This is a genomic window from Candidatus Bathyarchaeota archaeon (assembly GCA_026014685.1).
Classification (GTDB): domain Archaea; phylum Thermoproteota; class Bathyarchaeia; order Bathyarchaeales; family Bathycorpusculaceae; genus Bathycorpusculum.
The window spans coordinates 120,625-140,078 of the sequence record JAOZHW010000003.1 but is presented as its reverse complement, the minus strand read 5'-3'; the positions used below and the strand labels follow the sequence as shown (position 1 = coordinate 140,078).

Annotated in this window: 19 protein-coding genes and 1 tRNA gene; 9 read left to right on the top strand and 11 right to left on the bottom strand. The window is 48.2% G+C overall.

Translation table 11 applies throughout. The annotated features are described in order from the left end of the window. Positions 1-165: 165 nt before the first annotated feature. A tRNA-Pro gene (locus NWE96_01965) sits at positions 166-243 on the top strand. 146 nt (positions 244-389) lie between these two features. After that, the gene (locus NWE96_01960; GenBank protein MCW3982743.1) at positions 390-725 is read left to right on the top strand and encodes a zinc-ribbon domain-containing protein; all 336 of its coding nucleotides are present in this window, start codon (positions 390-392) and stop codon (positions 723-725) included. Here the strand turns inward: NWE96_01960 and NWE96_01955 are convergent. Together NWE96_01955 and NWE96_01950 are read right to left on the bottom strand one after the other, a co-directional pair. Then, positions 722-1,414: a hypothetical protein gene (locus NWE96_01955; protein MCW3982742.1), complete on the bottom strand. Its 693-nt coding sequence runs from the start codon at positions 1,412-1,414 to the stop codon at positions 722-724. The two genes, NWE96_01960 and NWE96_01955, sit on opposite strands and share 4 nt — an antisense overlap. Positions 1,415-1,423: 9 nt before the next feature. Further along, complete coding sequence (locus tag NWE96_01950) at positions 1,424-2,848, bottom strand: B12-binding domain-containing radical SAM protein (protein MCW3982741.1); 1,425 nt, start codon at positions 2,846-2,848, stop codon at positions 1,424-1,426. Positions 2,849-3,237: 389 nt separating this feature from the next. Between NWE96_01950 and NWE96_01945 the strand changes: the two genes are divergently transcribed. Beyond that, a complete protein-coding gene (locus NWE96_01945) occupies positions 3,238-4,398 on the top strand; it encodes a hypothetical protein (protein MCW3982740.1) in 1,161 nt (386 codons plus the stop codon). 192 nt (positions 4,399-4,590) lie between these two features. Here NWE96_01945 and NWE96_01940 read toward each other — a convergent pair whose 3' ends face one another. Next, positions 4,591-4,812 (bottom strand): NifU family protein, encoded by a 222-nt coding sequence (locus tag NWE96_01940; GenBank protein MCW3982739.1) that lies wholly within the window; start codon positions 4,810-4,812, stop codon positions 4,591-4,593. A 186-nt stretch (positions 4,813-4,998) separates the two neighbouring features. Here NWE96_01940 and NWE96_01935 point away from each other — a divergent pair, with 186 nt between their 5' ends. Beyond that, complete coding sequence (locus NWE96_01935; GenBank protein ID MCW3982738.1) at positions 4,999-5,280, top strand: hypothetical protein; 282 nt, start codon at positions 4,999-5,001, stop codon at positions 5,278-5,280. A 122-nt stretch (positions 5,281-5,402) separates the two neighbouring features. On the opposite strand, the gene katG is transcribed toward NWE96_01935, so the two are convergent. Further along, positions 5,403-7,571 carry a catalase/peroxidase HPI gene (gene katG / locus NWE96_01930; protein MCW3982737.1) on the bottom strand — a complete coding sequence of 723 codons (2,169 nt, stop codon included), beginning with the start codon at positions 7,569-7,571 and terminating at the stop codon, positions 5,403-5,405. Positions 7,572-7,642: 71 nt separating this feature from the next. On the opposite strand from katG, the gene NWE96_01925 reads away from it, so the two are divergent. Beyond that, a complete protein-coding gene (locus NWE96_01925; GenBank protein MCW3982736.1) occupies positions 7,643-8,077 on the top strand; it encodes a transcriptional repressor in 435 nt (144 codons plus the stop codon). 11 nt (positions 8,078-8,088) lie between these two features. Here NWE96_01925 and NWE96_01920 read toward each other — a convergent pair whose 3' ends face one another. From NWE96_01920 to NWE96_01900, 5 genes are all read right to left on the bottom strand, one after another. Next, a complete protein-coding gene (locus NWE96_01920) occupies positions 8,089-8,466 on the bottom strand; it encodes a response regulator (protein MCW3982735.1) in 378 nt (125 codons plus the stop codon). Between the two features lie 57 nt (positions 8,467-8,523). Beyond that, the gene (locus tag NWE96_01915; GenBank protein MCW3982734.1) at positions 8,524-8,769 is read right to left on the bottom strand and encodes a hypothetical protein; all 246 of its coding nucleotides are present in this window, start codon (positions 8,767-8,769) and stop codon (positions 8,524-8,526) included. A gap of 158 nt (positions 8,770-8,927) precedes the next feature. Then, a complete protein-coding gene (locus tag NWE96_01910) occupies positions 8,928-10,583 on the bottom strand; it encodes a hypothetical protein (GenBank protein MCW3982733.1) in 1,656 nt (551 codons plus the stop codon). 101 nt (positions 10,584-10,684) lie between these two features. After that, positions 10,685-12,658 (bottom strand): ferrous iron transport protein B, encoded by a 1,974-nt coding sequence (gene feoB / locus NWE96_01905; protein ID MCW3982732.1) that lies wholly within the window; start codon positions 12,656-12,658, stop codon positions 10,685-10,687. A gap of 10 nt (positions 12,659-12,668) precedes the next feature. Then, a complete protein-coding gene (locus NWE96_01900; protein MCW3982731.1) occupies positions 12,669-13,394 on the bottom strand; it encodes a metal-dependent transcriptional regulator in 726 nt (241 codons plus the stop codon). Positions 13,395-13,561: 167 nt separating this feature from the next. Here NWE96_01900 and rtcA point away from each other — a divergent pair, with 167 nt between their 5' ends. From rtcA to NWE96_01885, 3 genes are all read left to right on the top strand, one after another. Next, on the top strand, positions 13,562-14,596 hold the full coding sequence (rtcA, locus tag NWE96_01895) for an RNA 3'-terminal phosphate cyclase (protein MCW3982730.1): 1,035 nt from the start codon (positions 13,562-13,564) through the stop codon (positions 14,594-14,596). Positions 14,597-14,601: 5 nt separating this feature from the next. Then, the gene (locus NWE96_01890) at positions 14,602-15,672 is read left to right on the top strand and encodes a class I SAM-dependent methyltransferase family protein (protein ID MCW3982729.1); all 1,071 of its coding nucleotides are present in this window, start codon (positions 14,602-14,604) and stop codon (positions 15,670-15,672) included. Between the two features lie 114 nt (positions 15,673-15,786). Then, positions 15,787-15,987 (top strand): hypothetical protein, encoded by a 201-nt coding sequence (locus NWE96_01885; GenBank protein ID MCW3982728.1) that lies wholly within the window; start codon positions 15,787-15,789, stop codon positions 15,985-15,987. 4 nt (positions 15,988-15,991) lie between these two features. Here the strand turns inward: NWE96_01885 and NWE96_01880 are convergent, their stop codons facing one another. Further along, complete coding sequence (locus NWE96_01880) at positions 15,992-16,426, bottom strand: DUF371 domain-containing protein (GenBank protein MCW3982727.1); 435 nt, start codon at positions 16,424-16,426, stop codon at positions 15,992-15,994. A gap of 3 nt (positions 16,427-16,429) precedes the next feature. Next, positions 16,430-17,392, bottom strand: coding sequence for a helix-turn-helix domain-containing protein (locus NWE96_01875; protein ID MCW3982726.1), 963 nt, complete (start codon positions 17,390-17,392; stop codon positions 16,430-16,432). Between the two features lie 220 nt (positions 17,393-17,612). Here NWE96_01875 and glmS point away from each other — a divergent pair, with 220 nt between their 5' ends. Continuing rightward, entirely contained in the window at positions 17,613-19,442 is a 1,830-nt protein-coding gene (gene glmS, locus NWE96_01870) for a glutamine--fructose-6-phosphate transaminase (isomerizing) (protein ID MCW3982725.1), read from the top strand. Positions 19,443-19,454: the final 12 nt, after the last annotated feature.

Genomic DNA, 19,454 nt, shown 5'->3' with positions numbered 1-19,454 from the left:
TTCCAGATGGCATATAGAGGCAAGTAACCTAAGTTATGCATATTTTTAGGCAGAATTTCATCATCCACAAAAAGCATCGGCTACATTGCTGAAGCGTGGTTTGGCTTTTGGGGTTGACAAGGTTTTTATGGATGCAGAGGAAATACTGTTCCACCCAACCAATGTGGGGCCTTCGGCTAGCTTGGTCCAGGCTTGTAGACTTGGGCTCTATAGACTCCGGTTCAAATCCGGGAGGCCCCACCACCAACTAAGCCTTCAATTTTTAAGATTTTAGAAGTCTTTCAAATGGATTAATGCCCTTTTGATGAGTTGTTTGCTCTTGGAGAATCCTTAGTTACCGCAAATCTTAAAACTAAATCGTTCCCTCTTCTGAATTGAGGAGAGCAGGTATGGTTTATTGTAGCAGATGTGGCACTCAAAACCCTGACACTAACGTTCATTGCGCTAACTGCGGCGCCCCCCTCTACACTGTCGGCGAACGTTACCCTGGAAGCGACCGAGAACACTACCGCAAAATGGAAAACGAATGCTTCGGCTTGCCCAACGGCAACATGATAGTAGGCATCGTAATAGGCACAATCATCGTGCTTATCGGATTGAGTTTCCTTCTGCAAACCTATGGCATAAAATTTGACTTCTGGCCCTTCATCATAATAATCATCGGCGTCCTCATCGTCGCAGGCGCCCTGTACAGCCGCAGGCAATACCGACCTAACCCAACTTAACCGCAGTCGCCACACACCAGACAGATCCGTTTATTGTGCCATTCAGAGAGCAAAATCCTAAGCCACAAAAGGAACACAATTAACCCAAGCACATAGACATCAAGCAGTAAGCTCTGCCCCAACAAATCCGCCGCAACCAGAATACTAAAAGAGGCAATCACAAAAACGCCGTTCACAGCCATTTTAGAGTAACCCTTCATTTTTATCTGCCCCAACCCCAAAAGCATCAAAACCTCTCCAGCCACTAAAACACCCAAACTTCCAGACCCAAAATCAAAAAACCCTAAAGAAAACAAAACAACCCCCACAAGGGCAACTATTGTACCTATCAGCAAACCGCTGCATGCAGCACAAAACGCCCTGCCCCTGATTGTGATGCGGTTGGCGTTGAATTTTTCGCAGTCTGGATGATGACCCCTAAACTGCACCGTGGAAGAGGCGGAGGCATTGGGGTTGGGAGAAACGTTTGGTTTTTTGAACATCAAGCGGCACCTCCGGGGGTAAAACACGGCAACTACTCCCAAAACGCAGACTGCACTGTATAGGGCGCTGATGAGTGGGCGGCGATAGGGCATTTGGTCTGCTTGCAAGTTAGGCTCAAGTAAGATGAGGGGAACCACTGCCAAACCGAAAACTGCCACAGCAACCAAAAACAGCAAGAAAAAACTGGAAGGCACAGTTCCACGCATAACTCTAGCCTAGAATAGTAATTTGATTTTTCCCATTACACCCCATGTTGCCATGTGTCTAAAGGTGCGGCGTTTCATGGGGTTGGCTGCGAATATTCCTCGGAAGCGTCTGCTGTAAGAGCCGTAGAAGTCGCGGTAGCATCCGTAGAGTTCCTCCTGTACCTCGTGGGTGGAGAGGGTTTCAGTGGGCATGATGGCGTGGATCATGTCGTAGTGGCTCCAGTTGCGGTCCTCTATCCAGCCGTTGCGTTCTGCTTCAGCGTAGACTTCTGTGCCTGGAAAAGGGGTTAGGATGCCGAACATGATGAAGTCGGGGTCTAAGTCGTTAGCGAACTCGCGGAGTTGGCGGATAGATTGGCGGGTTTCTTTGCGGTTGCCGATAATGACCATGGCGTGGGCGAATATGCCGTTGTCCTGCAGCAACCGCACTGCCGTCTTGGCGTCGTTTGGGGTGATGCCTTTCTTGAAGTAGTCCAGTGTGGAGGGGTTGGAGTTTTCTACGCCGAGCAAAACCCAGCTTAACCCCGCCTTCGCCAACCGTGGCAGCAGGTCTTTGTTGCGGATTATGTCGTCGCATCGGGCTTGCACAAACCACCAAGCGTCTTTTGGCAGTTTTTTGGCAATAATTTCATCGGCGATTTGGCTGGGACGCTGTCCAGTTCCAAAGTTATCGTCAGTCAACCAAATCATCTGGCTCCCAAACTCCTCGCTGCAGTACGCCATTTCGTCTGCGATGCGTTTGGCGGGTTTGAGCCGCCAGCAGGCTTGCCAGTGACGCCACTGTGTGCAGAAGGTGCATTGGTGGTTGCATCCGCGTGCGCCTTCGATGAGTGCGTATGGAGAGTTTTTGCCGCCCATGATGGAAAAGTGGTATTTTGGCATGTTGTCTTTGACGAGGTGGTAGCCTGGAAACGGCAAATCCTCAAGGTTTTCGATCAACGGTCTCGAAGCGTTATGTACGACTTCTCCGCGGTTTCTAAAGGAGATACCTTGAATTTTTCCGTGAGGCGCACCGTTTTGCCGCGCTTTAACCAACTCGGCTAACGTCTGTTCGCCCTCGTTGCGGACGATTACGTCAAGTTCAGGATAAAGCTGTAGGCTCTCTTGAGCAGTTGCAGTGAAATGCTGACCACCTGTAACAGTGAGGGCTTTTGGGGCGACCCGTTTGGCTGTTTCAAGAGTTTTCACAACAGGATAGGTGTTACATGTCGCCAACGAAGCACAAGCCACCACATCGGGGTTAGAATCGGCAATGCGCCCTTCAAGTTTTTTCCAATCTACTTTTTCGGCGTTACAGTCAAGGATTTCGATTTGGACGTTTAGGTTTTGCTTTTCTAGATACGCGGCGAGTTGGATGATGCCATACGGCGGCGGCAGGTATTCGCCCATGACAAACCAGATGTCTTTAGGCGGCTCGATGAACAGGACTTTCAAATGCGCAGTCTCCCAATCACTGATTAGCGAGTTGCGCTTATTAGACTGCCGCAGATTTCCTAAGCGGCAATACTTTGGGCTTCTGAATTGGTGTGATCAGGTTTGGAAGTTAAAAAAGCTTTCAAAAATGTGTATTTCTACTCTTTTAGTTTAGGCAATGTTAGTTGTCCATTCGATTTTAGTAGAGTGGATTTAACGCAGTTTTGGTGTGGCAGCGGAATTTGTGACTTAGGCTTTGCAAGCATTGCTTTTTCGATCTGCTAGTTCATGTTTTAGGATTCGGCGACTCCTGTTTAGAGATTGTTCTCTTAGCGGAACACTTTGTTCCCTGAGTAGAGCTAAAAGGGACTTATTGTTGATTTATGCTCACTGGACTAGGCGGTCTCAACATGAAAAAATCAATCTCTGCCACGATGATAGTGTTATTAGTACTATGCGTTTTCTCTTTAACGCATACTTCGGCGAAAGCAAGCGAAATTGCCTCTAAGAATTCTCTCTTTGACCATTTCGACGGAAACAGAGTTAACGACATGAAATGGACAGTTCAAGAGAATACCAACATGTCAGGTCTTCCAGCCTTCGGCGGATCAGTTACCGTTGCGGACAGTCAAGTGACTCTTGCGAGCACTGGCGACGGTACAAGTTTCCCCTGTATCACAAGTGCCTTCAATCCTTTCCCCGCCTCAGGCGACTTTGTAGTTGAATTTGACTTGACATATGATTGCATAAGCGACTGGGGAACTGGTCTGTGGATTTCTAGGGGAACGTTTGGGAACAGTTCTGCTGACACTGTTCTGCAGGTTTGGGCAGATAACGAAGCAAGTTGGACACGAACAGCAATCCGTGTCTATCTCTTAGGCAGCCAAGTCTATCGATCTGTGGTTTACGGTTGGGAACCAAGCGCTGACACCCAGACATTCAAGTTGGAATACATTAAAGGTGTCTACACATTGTTTGTAGATTCAGTTAAGGTTGCCACTGAGTCTTCAGCGATTAGACCTGATACTGTGGGGTTTGGGCATCCTCCAAGTAAGGGTATTCCCGTTGCGCATGAGCGTGCAATAGGGAACGTGGGCGGGTGGTCTTCGTTCAAAATTGATTTCATAAAGGTGTCGCCTCCCGTAGTCATTTCTATTTCAACAAGTACCGCTCAGACGGAGCTTGGTTTCGGAGTAGACATCAGCGGTACCCTTTGCAGCCAAGAAGGAACACCTCTGATTGGCGAAACGGTGATCCTTTCATACATGGTTCCAGCTGTCGGTGAGTGGAACCCATTTACATCAGCGGTGACTAATCAAGACGGGTCATACATCGCAACATGGTTACCAACCGCAACAGGTGCGTTCATGGTAAAAGCCGAGTGGGCGGGCATTGAAGCGTTTTCTGAAGACATTAGCGTTGTTGGAAGCAACTCTTTTTTTACACAAACTACTGCAAGCTTAGGGTTAGTTTCGCTTTGGGTCATACTTGCGGTGGTTATTTCTGGGTATCTGGTTTACTTTAAGAAACACCACAGGGTTAGAAACCATGAAAATAGCAAACAGCAATAACACTGTATCTTGAAAATACGACGCAGAAGTGGGCTAAGAATTGTGCGGAGTGCATAGTGTGATGGCGAACCATCAAATGCATCCTTCTTAGCCCACCCAACAATAAGCCAATTTATGCACTTATGGTTTATGAAAACAGAATCTATAACAAAAATAAACTTGAGCAGAAAAATTGGTTGCGATGCGTTACCTTTAACGTACCGCTTCAACGCTTTGAACTTCGGGGACAACTGCTTTTAGGTGTGCTTCGATGCCGTTTTTAAGCGTCATCTGAGACATGGGGCAGCCTGCGCAGTGCCCGACTAAGCGGACTTTTACGATTTTGCCTTCAACTGCGACGAGTTCTACGTCTCCGCCGTCCATCTGGATTTGGGGGCGTATGTCGTCGAGTGCTGCTTGTACCCGTTTTTGGATTGATTCAGCCATAATACTTCACTTACCCTTTGAAGGATTATTTTGCCTAATAAAAGATTCCTATTGCCAACACACTTTACCCATATTCAATTTAAACGCAGAATATGGTCTTAATTTGGGAAAGATTCTGAAAAACCGATTAATATAGTAGCCACCAAAACTAAAAAACAAGGGAGATGTAAAAGAATGAAGCAAAAAAGAACCAAACAAGTCACCGCGTACAAGGTGAACCTCTCGATGATGGATCGAAATGGGGCGTTTCGCTGCCCAGAGTGCGGAGCAAAAATCTCGCCAGACGACTGCTCAGACGAGGTTTACTCGATTCTGGACATAAACGTCAAAGACTACGTTTTAGACGAAGTGGTCATCCGATGCAACAAATGCACAAGCCACATTCACCTGATGGGTTTTCAGCCCCTCCAGCAACTTTTAGAGAACAAACAAAACAGAACATCAAAACAGTGCTAGCCGATCTGCTTTTTTAGTTCCAACGCGAAACCATTCTGTTTCTCCGACTCTTTGCTGGTTGTTATAAAAAGAACACAAAAAAGAGGGAAAAAGGTTTACCTTATGCACCTTCGGGGTTAAATTCAAGCCAGGTCAAAGCGGTCAAGGTTCATAACCTTACTCCACGCAGCCACGAAGTCCTGCAGAAACTTTTCCCGAGCGTCCGAAGCGGCGTAGACTTCCGCTAAGGCCCGAAGCTGGGCGTTTGAGCCGAAGATGAGGTCGACACGGGTGCCTGTCCATTTCAGTTCTCCAGTTGCGCGGTCGCGTCCTTCGAACAGGTCTTGGTCTTCCGAAGTTGCCTTCCATTCAGTGTTCATGTCAAGTAGGTTTACGAAGAAGTCGTTGGTGAGCGTTTCTGGCTGCTTGGTGAATACACCGTGCTGGGATCGCCCAAAGTTGGCGTTCAAGACACGTAACCCTCCAATGAGAACTGTCATTTCAGGTGCGGTTAGCGTCAACAGTTGTGCTCTGTCAACCAGCAACTCCTCAGCAGATACTGCGAATTTGGTTTTTTGGTAGTTGCGGAATCCGTCCGCGACTGGTTCAAGAACCGAGAAGGACTCCACATCGGTTTGCTCCTGCAACGCATCCGTTCGCCCCGGAGTGAAAGGAACAGCTATGTCGTGCCCTGCTTTCTTTGCAGCCTGCTCAACGCCTACGCATCCGCCTAAAACAATTAAGTCGGCGAGCGAAACCTTCTTGCCGCCCGTCTGCGCACTGTTAAACTCCCGCTGGATTCCTTCAAGAACCTGCAACACCGTCTGGAGTTGAGCTGGCTGGTTGACTTCCCAATCCTTCTGCGGAGCCAGCCTGATACGTGCCCCGTTGGCGCCGCCGCGTTTGTCGGAGCCGCGGAACGTGGATGCCGATGCCCAAGCGGTTGAAACAAGGTCTGGGATTGACAAACCAGACGCAAGAATCTTAGCTTTGAGGTCTGCGATGTCCTGCTGGTCAATCAACTCGTAATCCCTTGAGGGGATGGGGTCTTGCCAAATTAGGTCTTCTGCTGGAACTTCTGGACCAAGATAACGAGATTTTGGACCCATGTCGCGGTGGGTTAGCTTGAACCATGCTCTAGCGAATGCGTCTGCAAACTGATCGGGGTTTTCGTAGAAGCGCCTTGAAATCTTTTCGTAAATGGGGTCGAAGCGCAATGCGAGGTCGGTGGTTAACATGGATGGCGCGTGCCGCTTTGAGGGGTCGTGCGCGTCTGGTACGGTGCCTTCGCCTGCTCCGCCCTTGGGTTTCCATTGATAGGCGCCTGCGGGGCTTTTGGTTAGTTCCCATTCGTAGGTGAAGAGGTTTCGGAAGAAGTTGTTGCTCCACTTAGTTGGCGTCTGGGTCCAAGTTACTTCTAGGCCGCTGGTTATTGTGTCGTTACCTTTGCCTGTGCCGAATTTGCATTTCCAGCCGAGGCCCTGCTCTTCGATGGGTGCAGATTCAGGGTCAGGTCCCACGTATGAAGCAGGACCTGCGCCGTGGGTTTTTCCGAAAGCGTGACCACCAGCTATGAGCGCTACAGTTTCTTCGTCGTTCATCGCCATGCGAGCGAAGACTTCGCGGATATCTTTGGCTGCTGCAACTGGGTCTGGGTTGCCGTTTGGACCTTCGGGATTGACGTAGATTAAGCCCATCTGTACAGCGGCAAGCGGGTTTTCAAGTTCTCTCTCACCTGAGTAGCGTTTGTCTCCGCCGAGCCATGTGGTTTCGGAGCCCCAGTAGATTTCTTCAGGTTCCCAAATGTCTTCGCGTCCGCCGCCGAAACCGAAGGTTTTAAAGCCCATTGATTCGAGTGCGCAGTTGCCTGCGAGTATCATGAGGTCTGCCCAGGAGATTTTTTTGCCGTATTTCTGTTTGATTGGCCAAAGTAAACGGCGTGCTTTGTCGAGGTTAACGTTGTCTGGCCAACTGTTGAGTGGGGGGAATCGTTGGGCTCCTGTGGATGCGCCTCCTCGGCCGTCGCCTTTGCGGTAGGTGCCTGCGCTGTGCCATGCCATGCGGATGATGAGACCGCCGTAGTGGCCAAAGTCGGCTGGCCACCACTCTTTGGAGTCAGTCATCATTGCGTAGAGGTCTTGTTTTAGGGCTTTGAAGTCGAGTTTTTTGAATTCTTCTTTGTAGTTGAATTCTTTTCCCATTGGATTTGATAAGGGAGAATGTTGATGTAATTTGTTTAGGTTAAGTTGGTTTGGCCACCAATCGCGGTTTGAGGTGCCTTTGAGGCTTAGAAGTCGGTTTTTTTCGTTCATAAAAAAAACTCCTGTCTACTTTAACAATCTTGAAAAATGTATTTAAGAATTATTATTACCTAATATTAAGTATGCAACCACCGAAAACAGAAACCACCATCATTCAAGCTCTCCGCAGCAAAGGCTACAAAGCCACCCCCCAACGCATAGCCATCTGCAAAACCGCCCTCGCCAGCCGCGAACACCCAAGCCCACAAAAAATCTACACCGAAATCAAAAAAACAAACCCAACCGTCAGCCTCGCAACCGTCTACAGCACACTGGGCATCCTAAAAGAAGGCGGCTTAATACAGGAACTCAACTTTCCTCAAGGACAAACACGCTACGACCCCAACCTGGAACCCCACATAAATTTGGTCTGCACTAATTGTGGAAAAATCTTTGATTTAGATGACCCCACTGCACGGGAGTTGGTGAAGAGGGCTGCGGCGAAAGCGGAGTTTACTCCTACTGCCCAGCGGGTGGATGTCTATGGGGTTTGCAAGCATTGTACCCATAAAACCTGAACCGACATCTGTTAGAGTGTTTCGATGTTGCGGTTTTTGAGTTTGTTATCTATTATGCTTAGAAGCTGGTCGGGTTGAATCGGTTTCCCTAAAAGAGCATCTGCTCCCTCGATGCTGCCTACTGAAGCTTTCCCAGTTAACATAATCTTAACCGTGTCTGGAGATGCATTGTTTATGACGGAAAAAAGCTGGGTGCCTTCCATGTCGGGCAAACAAAAATCAATCAGCGCCACATCGAAGTGGTTGCATGCGATTTTTTCTATGGCTTCGGTGCCCTTTGCCGCCACAGCGACGGTGTAGCCTTTGCGCTGAAATATGCGGCTAAAAGTCTTCAGGATGCCAACGTCGTCGTCGATTATGAGAATGGACGGCTTGCTTTGATTAAACAATTAACCAAAAGCCTCTACTAAACAATAATGGACGGCTTGTAATAAAATTTTTGCAAACTAACACTCAAGGGGTGGCTGTTTAATCCAAACCTTCGAGGCACTCTGCACTTTTATCCGCCCCTCGGTCTGCATCAACCTAACCTGCAAATCAACCAACCGCCCATCAGAGGTATGGAATTCTTTTCTTATGGCGTCCTCAAGTTTGGGCACATTTATGTGCTCAACTGAACCAACTATGCTCCAAAAGTGCTGCTGTATCTTCAGTCTCTTGTGCTGTGCCTCCAAATCCAGAACCTTTCCCATGTGGCGTTTACCTTGCGCAGTAGGGGTCTTGGTTCTTTTCTTTGTGGTGTCTTACGCATTCGGTGCATTTACTGTGACGGGGGCAATCACGTTTTGGACAAGGACAATGAGGTGCCTCAACAGACATAACAGAAGATACTCTACATTGAAATATAAAGTTAGGTTGTCTCTTTTTTAGTTAATTTGAACAGGCTCAGAACATGTTGTTTGAAAAAGTCACGGAATGCTCTAAGCTTGGAAACCACGAATTCCCATGCGTTCTCTATGAAGTCGATTACTTTATTGGGTTTATAGCAGGATTCCTCTGTGGCTGCCGGTGCATTGGCTGTTTCGGTGCGGTTTGTTTTTGGCTGCTTTTTACCGTTTGTAAACATGACTAAAAAGACCATTATTTCCACGCGGCCCAAAAGCATCAGGAACATAAACAGCCATTTTAGTTCTAAAACCAAATCTGGACCGACTACGCCAGTGCTTAAACCAGTTGTGGCTAAAGCCGAGGTGCAATCGAAAATTGCATTTATCGGATCATAACCATAGTAACTAACAATGAAAGATGCAATAAAGATGGCGCCTGCTGTCAAAAACACCGTGCTTGCTGCTTGAATGACCTCGGGGTTTGTATAGTCTTTGCGGAAGAGGCGTATCTTGCTGTCTTTTCCAACTACAGTGAAAGTTAACGCTTTGGGGACGCTTTTGATGAGCAGCAGAAACCTGTAGACTTTGATGCCGCCAGCGGTAGAGAAACTTGCTCCACCGATAAACATCAAGGCAACCAAGAAAAACTTCAAAGAATCATCTAAGCCGCTGATGGATATGTAGCTGAATCCGCTGGATGACAGCGCGCTTATGACATGAAAGCCCGATTCGTAGAGGGGCAACCCAAAGAAGGATACCAATAGCACAGTCGAGATGGCGATAATTATCAAAAAGAAAGTGGTTTCAGAGTTGAGGAAGTCTTTGAATTTTTTGTTGTAGAGTTTGGCTAATACGAGTAGGTTGGAAGCTCCAAAAATCATGCAGATTGGAATTATGAAATTGAAAGGTGACTGCGTTATCAAGGTGGCTAAGTCGGGCACTGGAGAAAAACCACCCGTGCTCACGGCAGAAAAAATCAGCGAGGACAAGTTGATTAAATCATGATAACCAAAAAGGTATCCTACTGCAACCATGAACGCTGTAAATAAGCTGTAAATTGAGATGAGAAAGAGGAAGGTTTTTCTGATTTTGTGGTTGTTTTTGGAAAGCCCCATTGTTTTTGCGAATTCACGCAGTTTGGCTTCAGGATAGAAAAAGGCTAGTAAAACGATGACTATGCCTAAGCCACCGATGAATTGAGTCAGCGACCGGTACAAAATTATTGACTGGGGTAAAAGTGTGATGTCGGGTATAACGGTGAAGCCTGAGGTGGTGAAGCCTGCAACTGACTCAAAAATGCAGTTTGTTATGCGGTCGAATAGTGCGCCGTCTGGGACTCCTATGTAGAAGTAGGGGATGGAGCCTATGATGCTTATTATTACGAAAACCAGAACTAGCAGAGTACAGGATTGTTTGAAGTTCATTTCTTTCTTTTCGCACAGAGAGTTAGCAAAGAAACCCAGAACGAGGAAAGCTGTTGCGGTTATAAATAGGGCTAAGGTTGCTTCGGTTTCGTGTAGAATGAAGCCGGCGACTATTGGAATTAGGATGAATATGCCTGAGATTTGTAGAACAAACCCCATGTTAGCAAGCAAGATGGCTATTGGTGACTTCATTAGACTTAAGATAGATGACGTAATCCCTTTAATGTCTTTCCCAGAAACCTCTGGTTTGTTCATCGCCATGGCTGTCCAATGGATGAATGTTTAAAAAAAGTGGAAAAAACTCGATAAATATTTCGCATTTCTTGGATGGTAATGTGAAAAAAATTAAAAAAAGGTTAGAAAAACAGGGCAAGTAGCCTAAACGCTAAGCCACCGATCAACAACGCCGCCCCAATGTTCGCCGCAGTTATAACCGCCGTTGCTTTCCCGCCGAACTCCTTGCCCAAGATAGCCACCGTGGCAACACAGGGAATGTAGAGCATCGCAACCAACGCCATAACCACCAACTGCACAGGCGTGAAACCCACCAGCAAATTCGAAGTGCCAAGTATTGACACTGCGCCGACGAGCACGAATTCTTTTCGAACCGTACCCAAGATCAACAGCACCCCCGCAAAAGCAGGCAACCCCAGCCACCATACTGTCAACGGTGCTAATGCGTCGCTGATGGGTGTGAGCACGTTGAGGGCGTAGAGTGCTTGGATGAGGGCGCTAAACACGATGTAGATGGGGAATACTACATAGATTATGGATTTTGTGCGTGTCCAGGTCTGCTTTAGGACAACTTTGGCGGAGGGTCGCTTGAAGCTACTCATCTCCATGATTAAACCTGTGGATTTGCCTGGAACCGCCTTCATGGCAACGCGCCCTAACGCAAAGATGACCACTAAGTCAACCACATAGAGCAGCAGCGCCCAGTGGATACCCACGAATAAGCCCACCATGCCGAATAGGATGATGGTTCGGGCTGAGCAGGGTGCAAAGGTGATGGCGAACGCAGCCAGCAACCGTTCGCGGCGGGTTTCCATGATTTTGCAAGCTTGAATCGCTGGCACGTTGCAGCCGTACCCCAAAATGATTGGGATCAAGGCTTTGCCATGTAAGCCCATCTTGTGCATGGCGCTGTCCATCATAAACGCCACACGGGTTAAGATGCCTGAATCTTCCACAACAGCCAATAGCAGGTAGAAGGGGATTACGAATGGGATGATTAGGGTTAAGCCCGCAACGATGCCGCCCCAAACACCGTTGAGGATGATCGCCAGAATCGGCAACTCAGAGGTCAACGCGGGGTCAACGGGTTGAATCATGTTCAACCCTTCTGAGATGAGACCTGAAAGCTCGTTGCCCACAAAAAACGTCCACAACAGCAAACCAACGATAACGCCTGCTGAGGTGAAGTAGCCCCAAACTCTATGCGTAGTTACATACTCAAGCTTATCTGAGAAGGTGGTCCAAATCTCGTTCTGCTGAAGCGCCGAAGCAGCAATCGAACTTGCCAGTGCGTAGCGTTCTTGGGCGATGATTGAGAAGCAGGGCTCTTGGCAGTTTTTCTGCAGTTCCGCCGCAATGGTTTTCGATGCAACCGCTATAGTTTGCGATTTAGCGGCGACGGTTTCAGTTATTTTTGAGTCGCCTTCCAGTAGCTTAATCGCTAGCCAACGGGAGGGATACTGCAAGCCAAGGTTCTCTTTGTCGATTAATGCTTGTAGTTGTTCAATCTTTTCTTCCAGTTCTTTGCGGTATTTGAGGGGGTGAGGTTTAGACTTGTGAGTGGCGACTTTGACGGCTTCGCGGACGACGTCATAGATGCCTTCGCCCCGTGTTGCAGTCGAGAAAACTACGGGGACACCTAATGCACTTTGGAGTTTGTCTTTGTCTATTATCATGCCTTTGCTCTTGGCAACGTCCACCTGGTTTAAGCAAAGAACCATCGGTGCCTGCATCTCAAGCAACTGAAGCGTAAAGAACAAATTACGCTCCAAAACCGAGGCATCCAACACATTGATAACGACATCAGGCTTCTCCAGTGCGATGTAGTCCCGCGAAACTAACTCTTCCATAGAAAAAGTCGAAAACGAATAGATGCCTGGCAGGTCGATGACTGTGATGTCGTAGCCTTCGAAGCTCAAAGTACCTTCGGCGCGGTCGATGGTTTTACCTGGCCAGTTGCCGATGATTTGGTTGGAGCCTGTGAGCTGGTTGAATATGACACTTTTGCCAACGTTTGCGTTGCCAGCTAAAGCTATGGTTAGGTGCTTGCTGTTTTTGTCGACTGGTTTTAGTTGTTTTTTCTGCTTAGAAAACATAGAATTTCACCTATGCGTTGGCTTTGGGTGTTGGTTCAACGAAAACCTTAGAGGCTATACCTCTGCCAATGGCTAGTTTGGAGCCGCGAACGGAGACTTCCATGGGACCCTCGAAGGGTGCCGCTTTGATTAATGTGATTTTTGTGCCAGGCGTTAAACCCATATCAAGGAGACGTTGAAGCACGTTGTGGCCGCCACGGATGAACTGAATTTTGCCCTGCTGCCCATCTTTGAGTTCACTTAGGGCGAGTAGGTTCTCTTTTCGTTTTCCTACTTCTTCTAAGCCCTGTGCGTGGAGTTTCATGCAGTCCTCGCATGTGGTAAATGGCAGGTCGCATGCGGGTATGGTTTTTCCGTCGTCGCTGCAGGTGTCGGGGTGTTTGAGGAGGCGGCAGAGGGATTCTTCTGCTTCGTCGGAGAGGGTGTGTTCCATTTGGCAGGCTTGGGAGTGGACTTTGTCTTTTGTTATGTGGAGGACTTCGGAGAGGAAGGTTTCCAGTAGGCGGTGTTTGCGGGTTACTTTTTTTGCTTCTTGGAGGCCTTTTTCGGTGAGGGTGCTACCATGATATGGGGAGTAGTTGATGTAGCCTTCGTCGGAGAGTTTTTTTAGCATCTCGGTTACGCTTGCGGGTGCGACGTTTAGTTTTTGGCTGATTTGGGTGTTGCTGACTAGGTCGCCGTTTTTGGATAGGCTGTAGACGGCTTTGAGGTAGTCTTGGGTTGATTTTTGTTCCATGTATGCTCATCTCCGATTTTTAGGCATGCCTAAAAGGGTTAAACTACCCTAATAAAGTTTTAGGCACACCTAAAAAATCTGAATGAACAAACCCACACTCACACAACAAAGAACAAAACAACACAACCAATTCATTTTTTTAACTAACACACGATATTGAAAAGTGTATGATCGAAATTGACGGCAGCCAAAAAAGCGGCAGCGGCACCATACTCCGCCTATCAATAGCCATCGCCGCCATCACCAAAGAACCACTCCACATTACCAACATTCGCCAAAGCCGACCACAACCCGGCCTCAAACATCAGCACCTTGAATCAGTGTTGACAGCCGCTAAACTCTGCAACGCTGAAGTCAAAGGCGCCACCTTGGGCTCTAAAGAACTCTGGTTTACACCCCACGACATCTGCGGCGGCAACATAGAAGCAGTCATCGAAACCGCAGGAAGCATCCCCATGCTGTTTCTCTCCACTCTGCCAATCTGCCTCTTCGCCAAAACCCCGGTGCGGTTGCATGTAGCCAAAGGCGGCACCGACACCCGCCACGCCCCAACAATCAATTACCTACGAAAAGTGCTCTTGCCAACACTGGCTAAGATGGGTGTTGAAGCGGAAATTAACTTACAGAAGTATGGATATTACCCCAAAGGTATGGGTGAGGCAACTATAACTGTGAAGCCAAACGTCAAGTTAAAACCGTTTGCATTTGAAACCTTCGGCAACCTCAAAACCATACAGGGCGTTTCTGTCTGCACTTTTCTAGCTGACCGACAGGTTGCTGAGCGCCAAGCCAAAGCAGCTCAAACCCAACTCGCACAGAACGGCTACAAAGCCAATATCCAAGTCATCAACGACCAATCAAATCCCATCCAGAAAGGCAGTTCCATCGTGCTCTGGGCTGAGACTGACACGGGTGTGCTCTTGGGGGCTGACGCCATTGGTGAATTGGGGAAGATGGCTGAGGATGTAGGCAAAGAAGCCGCCCGAACCCTACTCGCTGATCTTTCCGCTCAGGCGACGGTTGACGAGTTCCTCGCGGACATGATGATTCCCTACATGGCACTCACCGAAGGCAAATCCGTCTTCCTCGTTCGAGGTATCTCTGAACATATTGAGTCCAACATTTGGCTCATGGAAAAAATGCTGAACACCCGATTCAGTATCCAAAAAGTTAACAACCTCTACCGAATAGAGAAAAGCTGAAGCATATGACTAAAACCTCGGTTTGCCTCAAAGTGCCCAAACAGCAAGGAGAAAAAACCATTGCCCTAGCAGCTAAGCTTGGGTTGATTAACAAAGTTTTGGGCATAACCCGAGATGATAAGTTCCTTTTTGTTCCTTTGGTTAGACAACCAGACAACGCCGAGTTAACGGCTCTACAAAACGGTGTGTCCCTACTTGAAGTTACCCGCAGCGATTTTGAAGAGAAAAAGCAGCCGTCCGAAACCCTCACCCAAGCACTCCAAACCAAACTGCCCCCAGAATTGCTAGCGATGGTGCCTCAAGCGTTTGACATAGTCGGCGACATAGTCATAATCGAAATCCCACCCCAACTCAAACCACACCAAACCCTAATCGGCGAAACCATCCTGCAAACCCACAAAAACATCAAAACCGTCTTGGGCAAGGCAGGCGACATCAGCGGCGTCTACCGCATCCGCGACTACACCTTCATCGCTGGCATACAAAAAACCAGCACCATTCACAGAGAATTCGGGTGTGCATACCATGTGGATGTGGCTAAGGCGTATTTTTCCCCTCGACTCAGCCATGAGCATATGCGGGTGGCGTCCCAGGTGCAATCAGGGGAGGTTGTGGCAGATTTGTTTGCGGGTGTGGGGCCGTTTTCGGTTTTGATTGGCAAACAGTGCCCAGAAGCCAAGGTTTACGCTGTTGATTTGAACCCCGACGCGGTGGAGCTGCTCAAGCTAAACGTTAGAGTTAACAGGGTTGATAATCGGGTGTTCGCGGTTTGTGCGGATGCCAGAGAAATCGCTAAGGGCAAACTCAAAGGAGCCGCAGACAGGGTTATAATGAACCTTCCTGAAACCGCGATTGAGTTTGTGGACGCCGCCTGTAACGCCATCAAACCCGAAGGCGGAATCGTGCATTTTTATGGTTTTGTGCGGGCACCTGACGCTGTAGAGAACCTCAAGCAACGCTTCACCGAGCAATTCAAGGGATGCAGCAGAAAAGTCCAAAAGTTCCTCTACGCTAAAGCCATCCGTGAGACAGCTCCGTTTGAGTCACAGATAGTTTTAGACGCAGAAATCAAGTAAAAGTTCTGTTTGTCAGCTTGGTTGCCTCCTCTAAGTCTTAGAGTCTAAGCTCTTAATGGTAGGGCTATAACCGCCTTAGCCATACAACCTACTCGGTGACCCCAGTTGGTTCAGATGCCAAATGAAGAACAAAGACTAAACCGAAAGAAACTCTTGGTTCTAAAATCCACTATCTTAACCCTCTATGCAGTTTTTGTTGCCCTAATAGCCGTGGGTCAAACAATGGCAAATAACGCTGCATCGTTTGGCGGGTTGATGGCTTTCACAGCAGCGGCAGCTTTGACAACCTACTACATGGTGCTGACACAGCCCTAATCGGTTAGGCTTCTACCGTTAAGGTTAAGGTGACTTGCTGTTTTGGGTTTTTTAGTTTCTCCACAACTGCTCTTGAGATGTCGCTGGATGACTTGTCAGCTTTTACAGCTAAGGTTCTATCTGAGAAGAATTCGCTTTTCCGTATCACCAAATCGTTTGGGTGATCTAACGTCAACTCTGGAGAACCAAAAGCGTTTATTTGCCCCACTAAACCGTCCACTTCGAATTCTATGGTTAATTTAGCGTTTGGCTGACGCAGGGCACTTTTGAATTCTTTACTTAAATCAGCCACTGACTTGTCCGCATCTACCGCCACGATGCAGTCCCCTCTTTGGGTTACATTACGCTCCTTGGTGATCATGAATGTGGTCTGGTGACTTGCCCGAATGTTTGGGTGACCAAACGCATGAATGACTTCAACTACTTTTTTGGGTGCCATTACTCACTCACGTACCTCGATTGAATCGACTTTGCCGTCGCCATCTAAATCAAACCCAACGATAACCACAGCAAACGTGTCTTCGCCCTTATATTTTTCAAGCGTTTTCTGCCAAAGGTTCGTGAGGGCGATGACGCAGGCTTTTGTTCCTACAGCTTTGTTGCCCGCTAAAATCACGATACGTTTGGTGCTATCCCATGGGTTCACTATTTTGGCAACTAACCCCGACACGTCGGAGGTGTAAACTTGTCCAGTCTTAGAAGAAGAGAGACCGCCCAGCAAGAAGCCCTGCTGAGACGACTGCATAATAAACTTGATTGGCAGGTGCTCATTGATTTCCTGCGTTAAGAGGTTCGTTCCGGGACCGCCGACCAAAATTAGGTTGTTTTTTTCCTCTTTCTCCACTTTGACGTCAACGTCGAGTTTAACCGCGAATTCAGAAGGCAACTTGGCGAACTGCCCCAAAAACAACGCCAAATGTGCGGCGTAGTGGCCGTCGCGTGCGCTGGTTTTGAATGGGCCGTGTGGTTGGGGGCTGCCGACGACGATTTTGCCGTTGAAGGTTCCGTCTTTTATGAATTCTTTGAAGAATCCTTGCAGTTGGTCACTTACTCCCAGTGTGCAGAGGTTTTGTATGGCTCTGTAGCCTTCGGGGAATTCTATGCCAAATGCGGATGAGGCGGTTTTGTAGTATTTTGCTGTGGCGCCTTTTTTGTTTTCTTCTTTTGTGACGGTTATGGCTCCTGCTTTGGCGAGTTTGCGGATGTGATAGTAGACTTTTTGTTCGTGGATGTCGAGGTGTTTGGCGATTTCGAGGGGGTACATTTCTTTGGTTGAGAGTAGGGTGAGGATTTTCCAGCTGAGGGGGCCGAGGATGTTTTTGAGTTTTTGTGAGTCGTTTAGTATGGTGATGTCTTTGATTTGTTGGGTTTTGCCGTCGTCTTTGAGGAGGAGTTTTTTGGTCATGTTGTTCATTGCTTTAACGTCTGCGCTACTATAAAAAATTTATTTATAATGGTTACAGATTTCCAACCTTGCCAACTGTAGCAAATAGTAATATTCACAGCAAAAACCAAGACAACCCATAAAACATTTTTTTTAGCAGTCGCAGTCCATTATTAAGAAACCTTATAACCAAAATTCACCTCACCATACCCAAACATCAATCAAAAGGCACGTAAAGCGTATGTGTGGAATATTTGGTTGCATTCTAAAAGACGGCACAGCAGCCCCCCTAATTCATTCTTCCCTAAAAAGACTCGAATACCGCGGATATGACTCAGTCGGCATCGCCACCATAAGCAACGGCACCGTCCACCTAAAAAAAGACAGCGGCAAAATCGACGAAGTCCACAAAATCCTAAACCTCGATGATCTACCGGGGACCATAGGAGTCGGTCACACCCGCTGGGCAACCCACGGTGCCCCCCTCAAAGTCAACAGCCACCCCCACACAGACTGCACAGGCGAAATCGTCGTCGTACACAACGGCATCATCGAAAACTTTCTTGAATTAAAATCAGAACTCACAAACCTCGGCCACACCTTCGTGTCCAAAACCGACACCGAAGTCATGGCGCACCTCATCGAGGAAACCCTCAAACAAAACCCCAAACTATCTTTTGAGCAAGCCGTACACGAAAGCCTCAAACGTGTTGAAGGCTCCTACGCATTCGCCATCCTCTCCACACGTGAACCTGACAAAATCATCTGCGCCAGAAATGAAAGCCCACTGGTTTTAGGCATCAACGGGCACGGCGTTTTCTGCGCTTCAGACATCCCAGCGTTTTTGGAAGTAACAAACAAAGCCGTCATGATCAACAACGGCGAACTCGTCGTCCTAAAGGCAGACGGATACGAAATCAAAAAAATCTCCGACGGCAGCCAAATCACACGTGAACCCATTACTGTGGATTGGACTCCTGAGATGGCGGTAAAGCAAGGGTACCCGCATTTCATGATAAAAGAGATCCATGAGCAGCCCGAAGTGCTCCGCAACACCCTGCGTATCCAAGACCACTACCTTGACCTTCTCTCAACATTTCTTGACCGCGCGAACGAGGTGTTTTTGGTGGCTTGCGGAACCAGCTACCACGCCTGCCTCGCCGCATCATACATGTTCTCCAAACTGGCGTTTCTACCAACATACCCCGTTTATGCTTCTGAATTCTTGGAGCAACATGGCAAATCCGTCAACATCGACAGCACCATCCTCGCGGTGAGCCAGTCAGGCGAAACCGCGGACACCATCGCCGCCGTTAGCTGTGCCCAGCAACGTGCAGCAACCATCCTCAGCTTAACCAACGTCATCGGCTCCAGCCTCACACGCATCAGCCGAGTCTACATCGGCACACAAGCAGGCCCAGAAATCGGCGTCGCAGCAACCAAAACCTTCACCTCCCAACTCAGCGTGCTCGCGCAGTTGGCGCTCAAGTTGGCTAAGAAGCGGGGTAAAATTTCGCAGGACGAAATCGACTGCCTAGAAGCAAAACTCCAACTCCTCCCAGAAATGGTCAACACAATCGTAACGACTCAAGAAGAAAAAATCAAAGGCTTAGCCAAAAAATACGCAGACGCAAAAATCTTCTTCTACTTGGGCAGAGGCATAAGCACCGCCACCGCGTTTGAGGGCAGACTCAAACTCATGGAAATCGCCTACATCCCCTCAATAGCGTTCCCCGCTGGCGAAAGCAAACATGGCCCCATCAGCCTCATCGAAGACGGCTTCCCGGTCGTGTTCGTATGCCCCAAGGATGACACTCACCGAACTGTAATCGGCAACATCATGGAGATGAAAGCCCGCGGCGCCCACATCTTAGCCATCATCGAGGAAGGCGACCAAGAAATCAAATCCCTCGCAGACGACTACGTCGAAGTCCCCAAAGGCATCCCCGCCGTGCTCTCCCCAATTCCCTATGCAGTGCCACTTCAGTTGCTGGCATATTATGTTGCTGTTGAAAAAGGCCTCAACCCAGATATGCCCCGAAACTTGGCGAAGTCAGTTACAGTCAAGTAACCCCCAATTTTG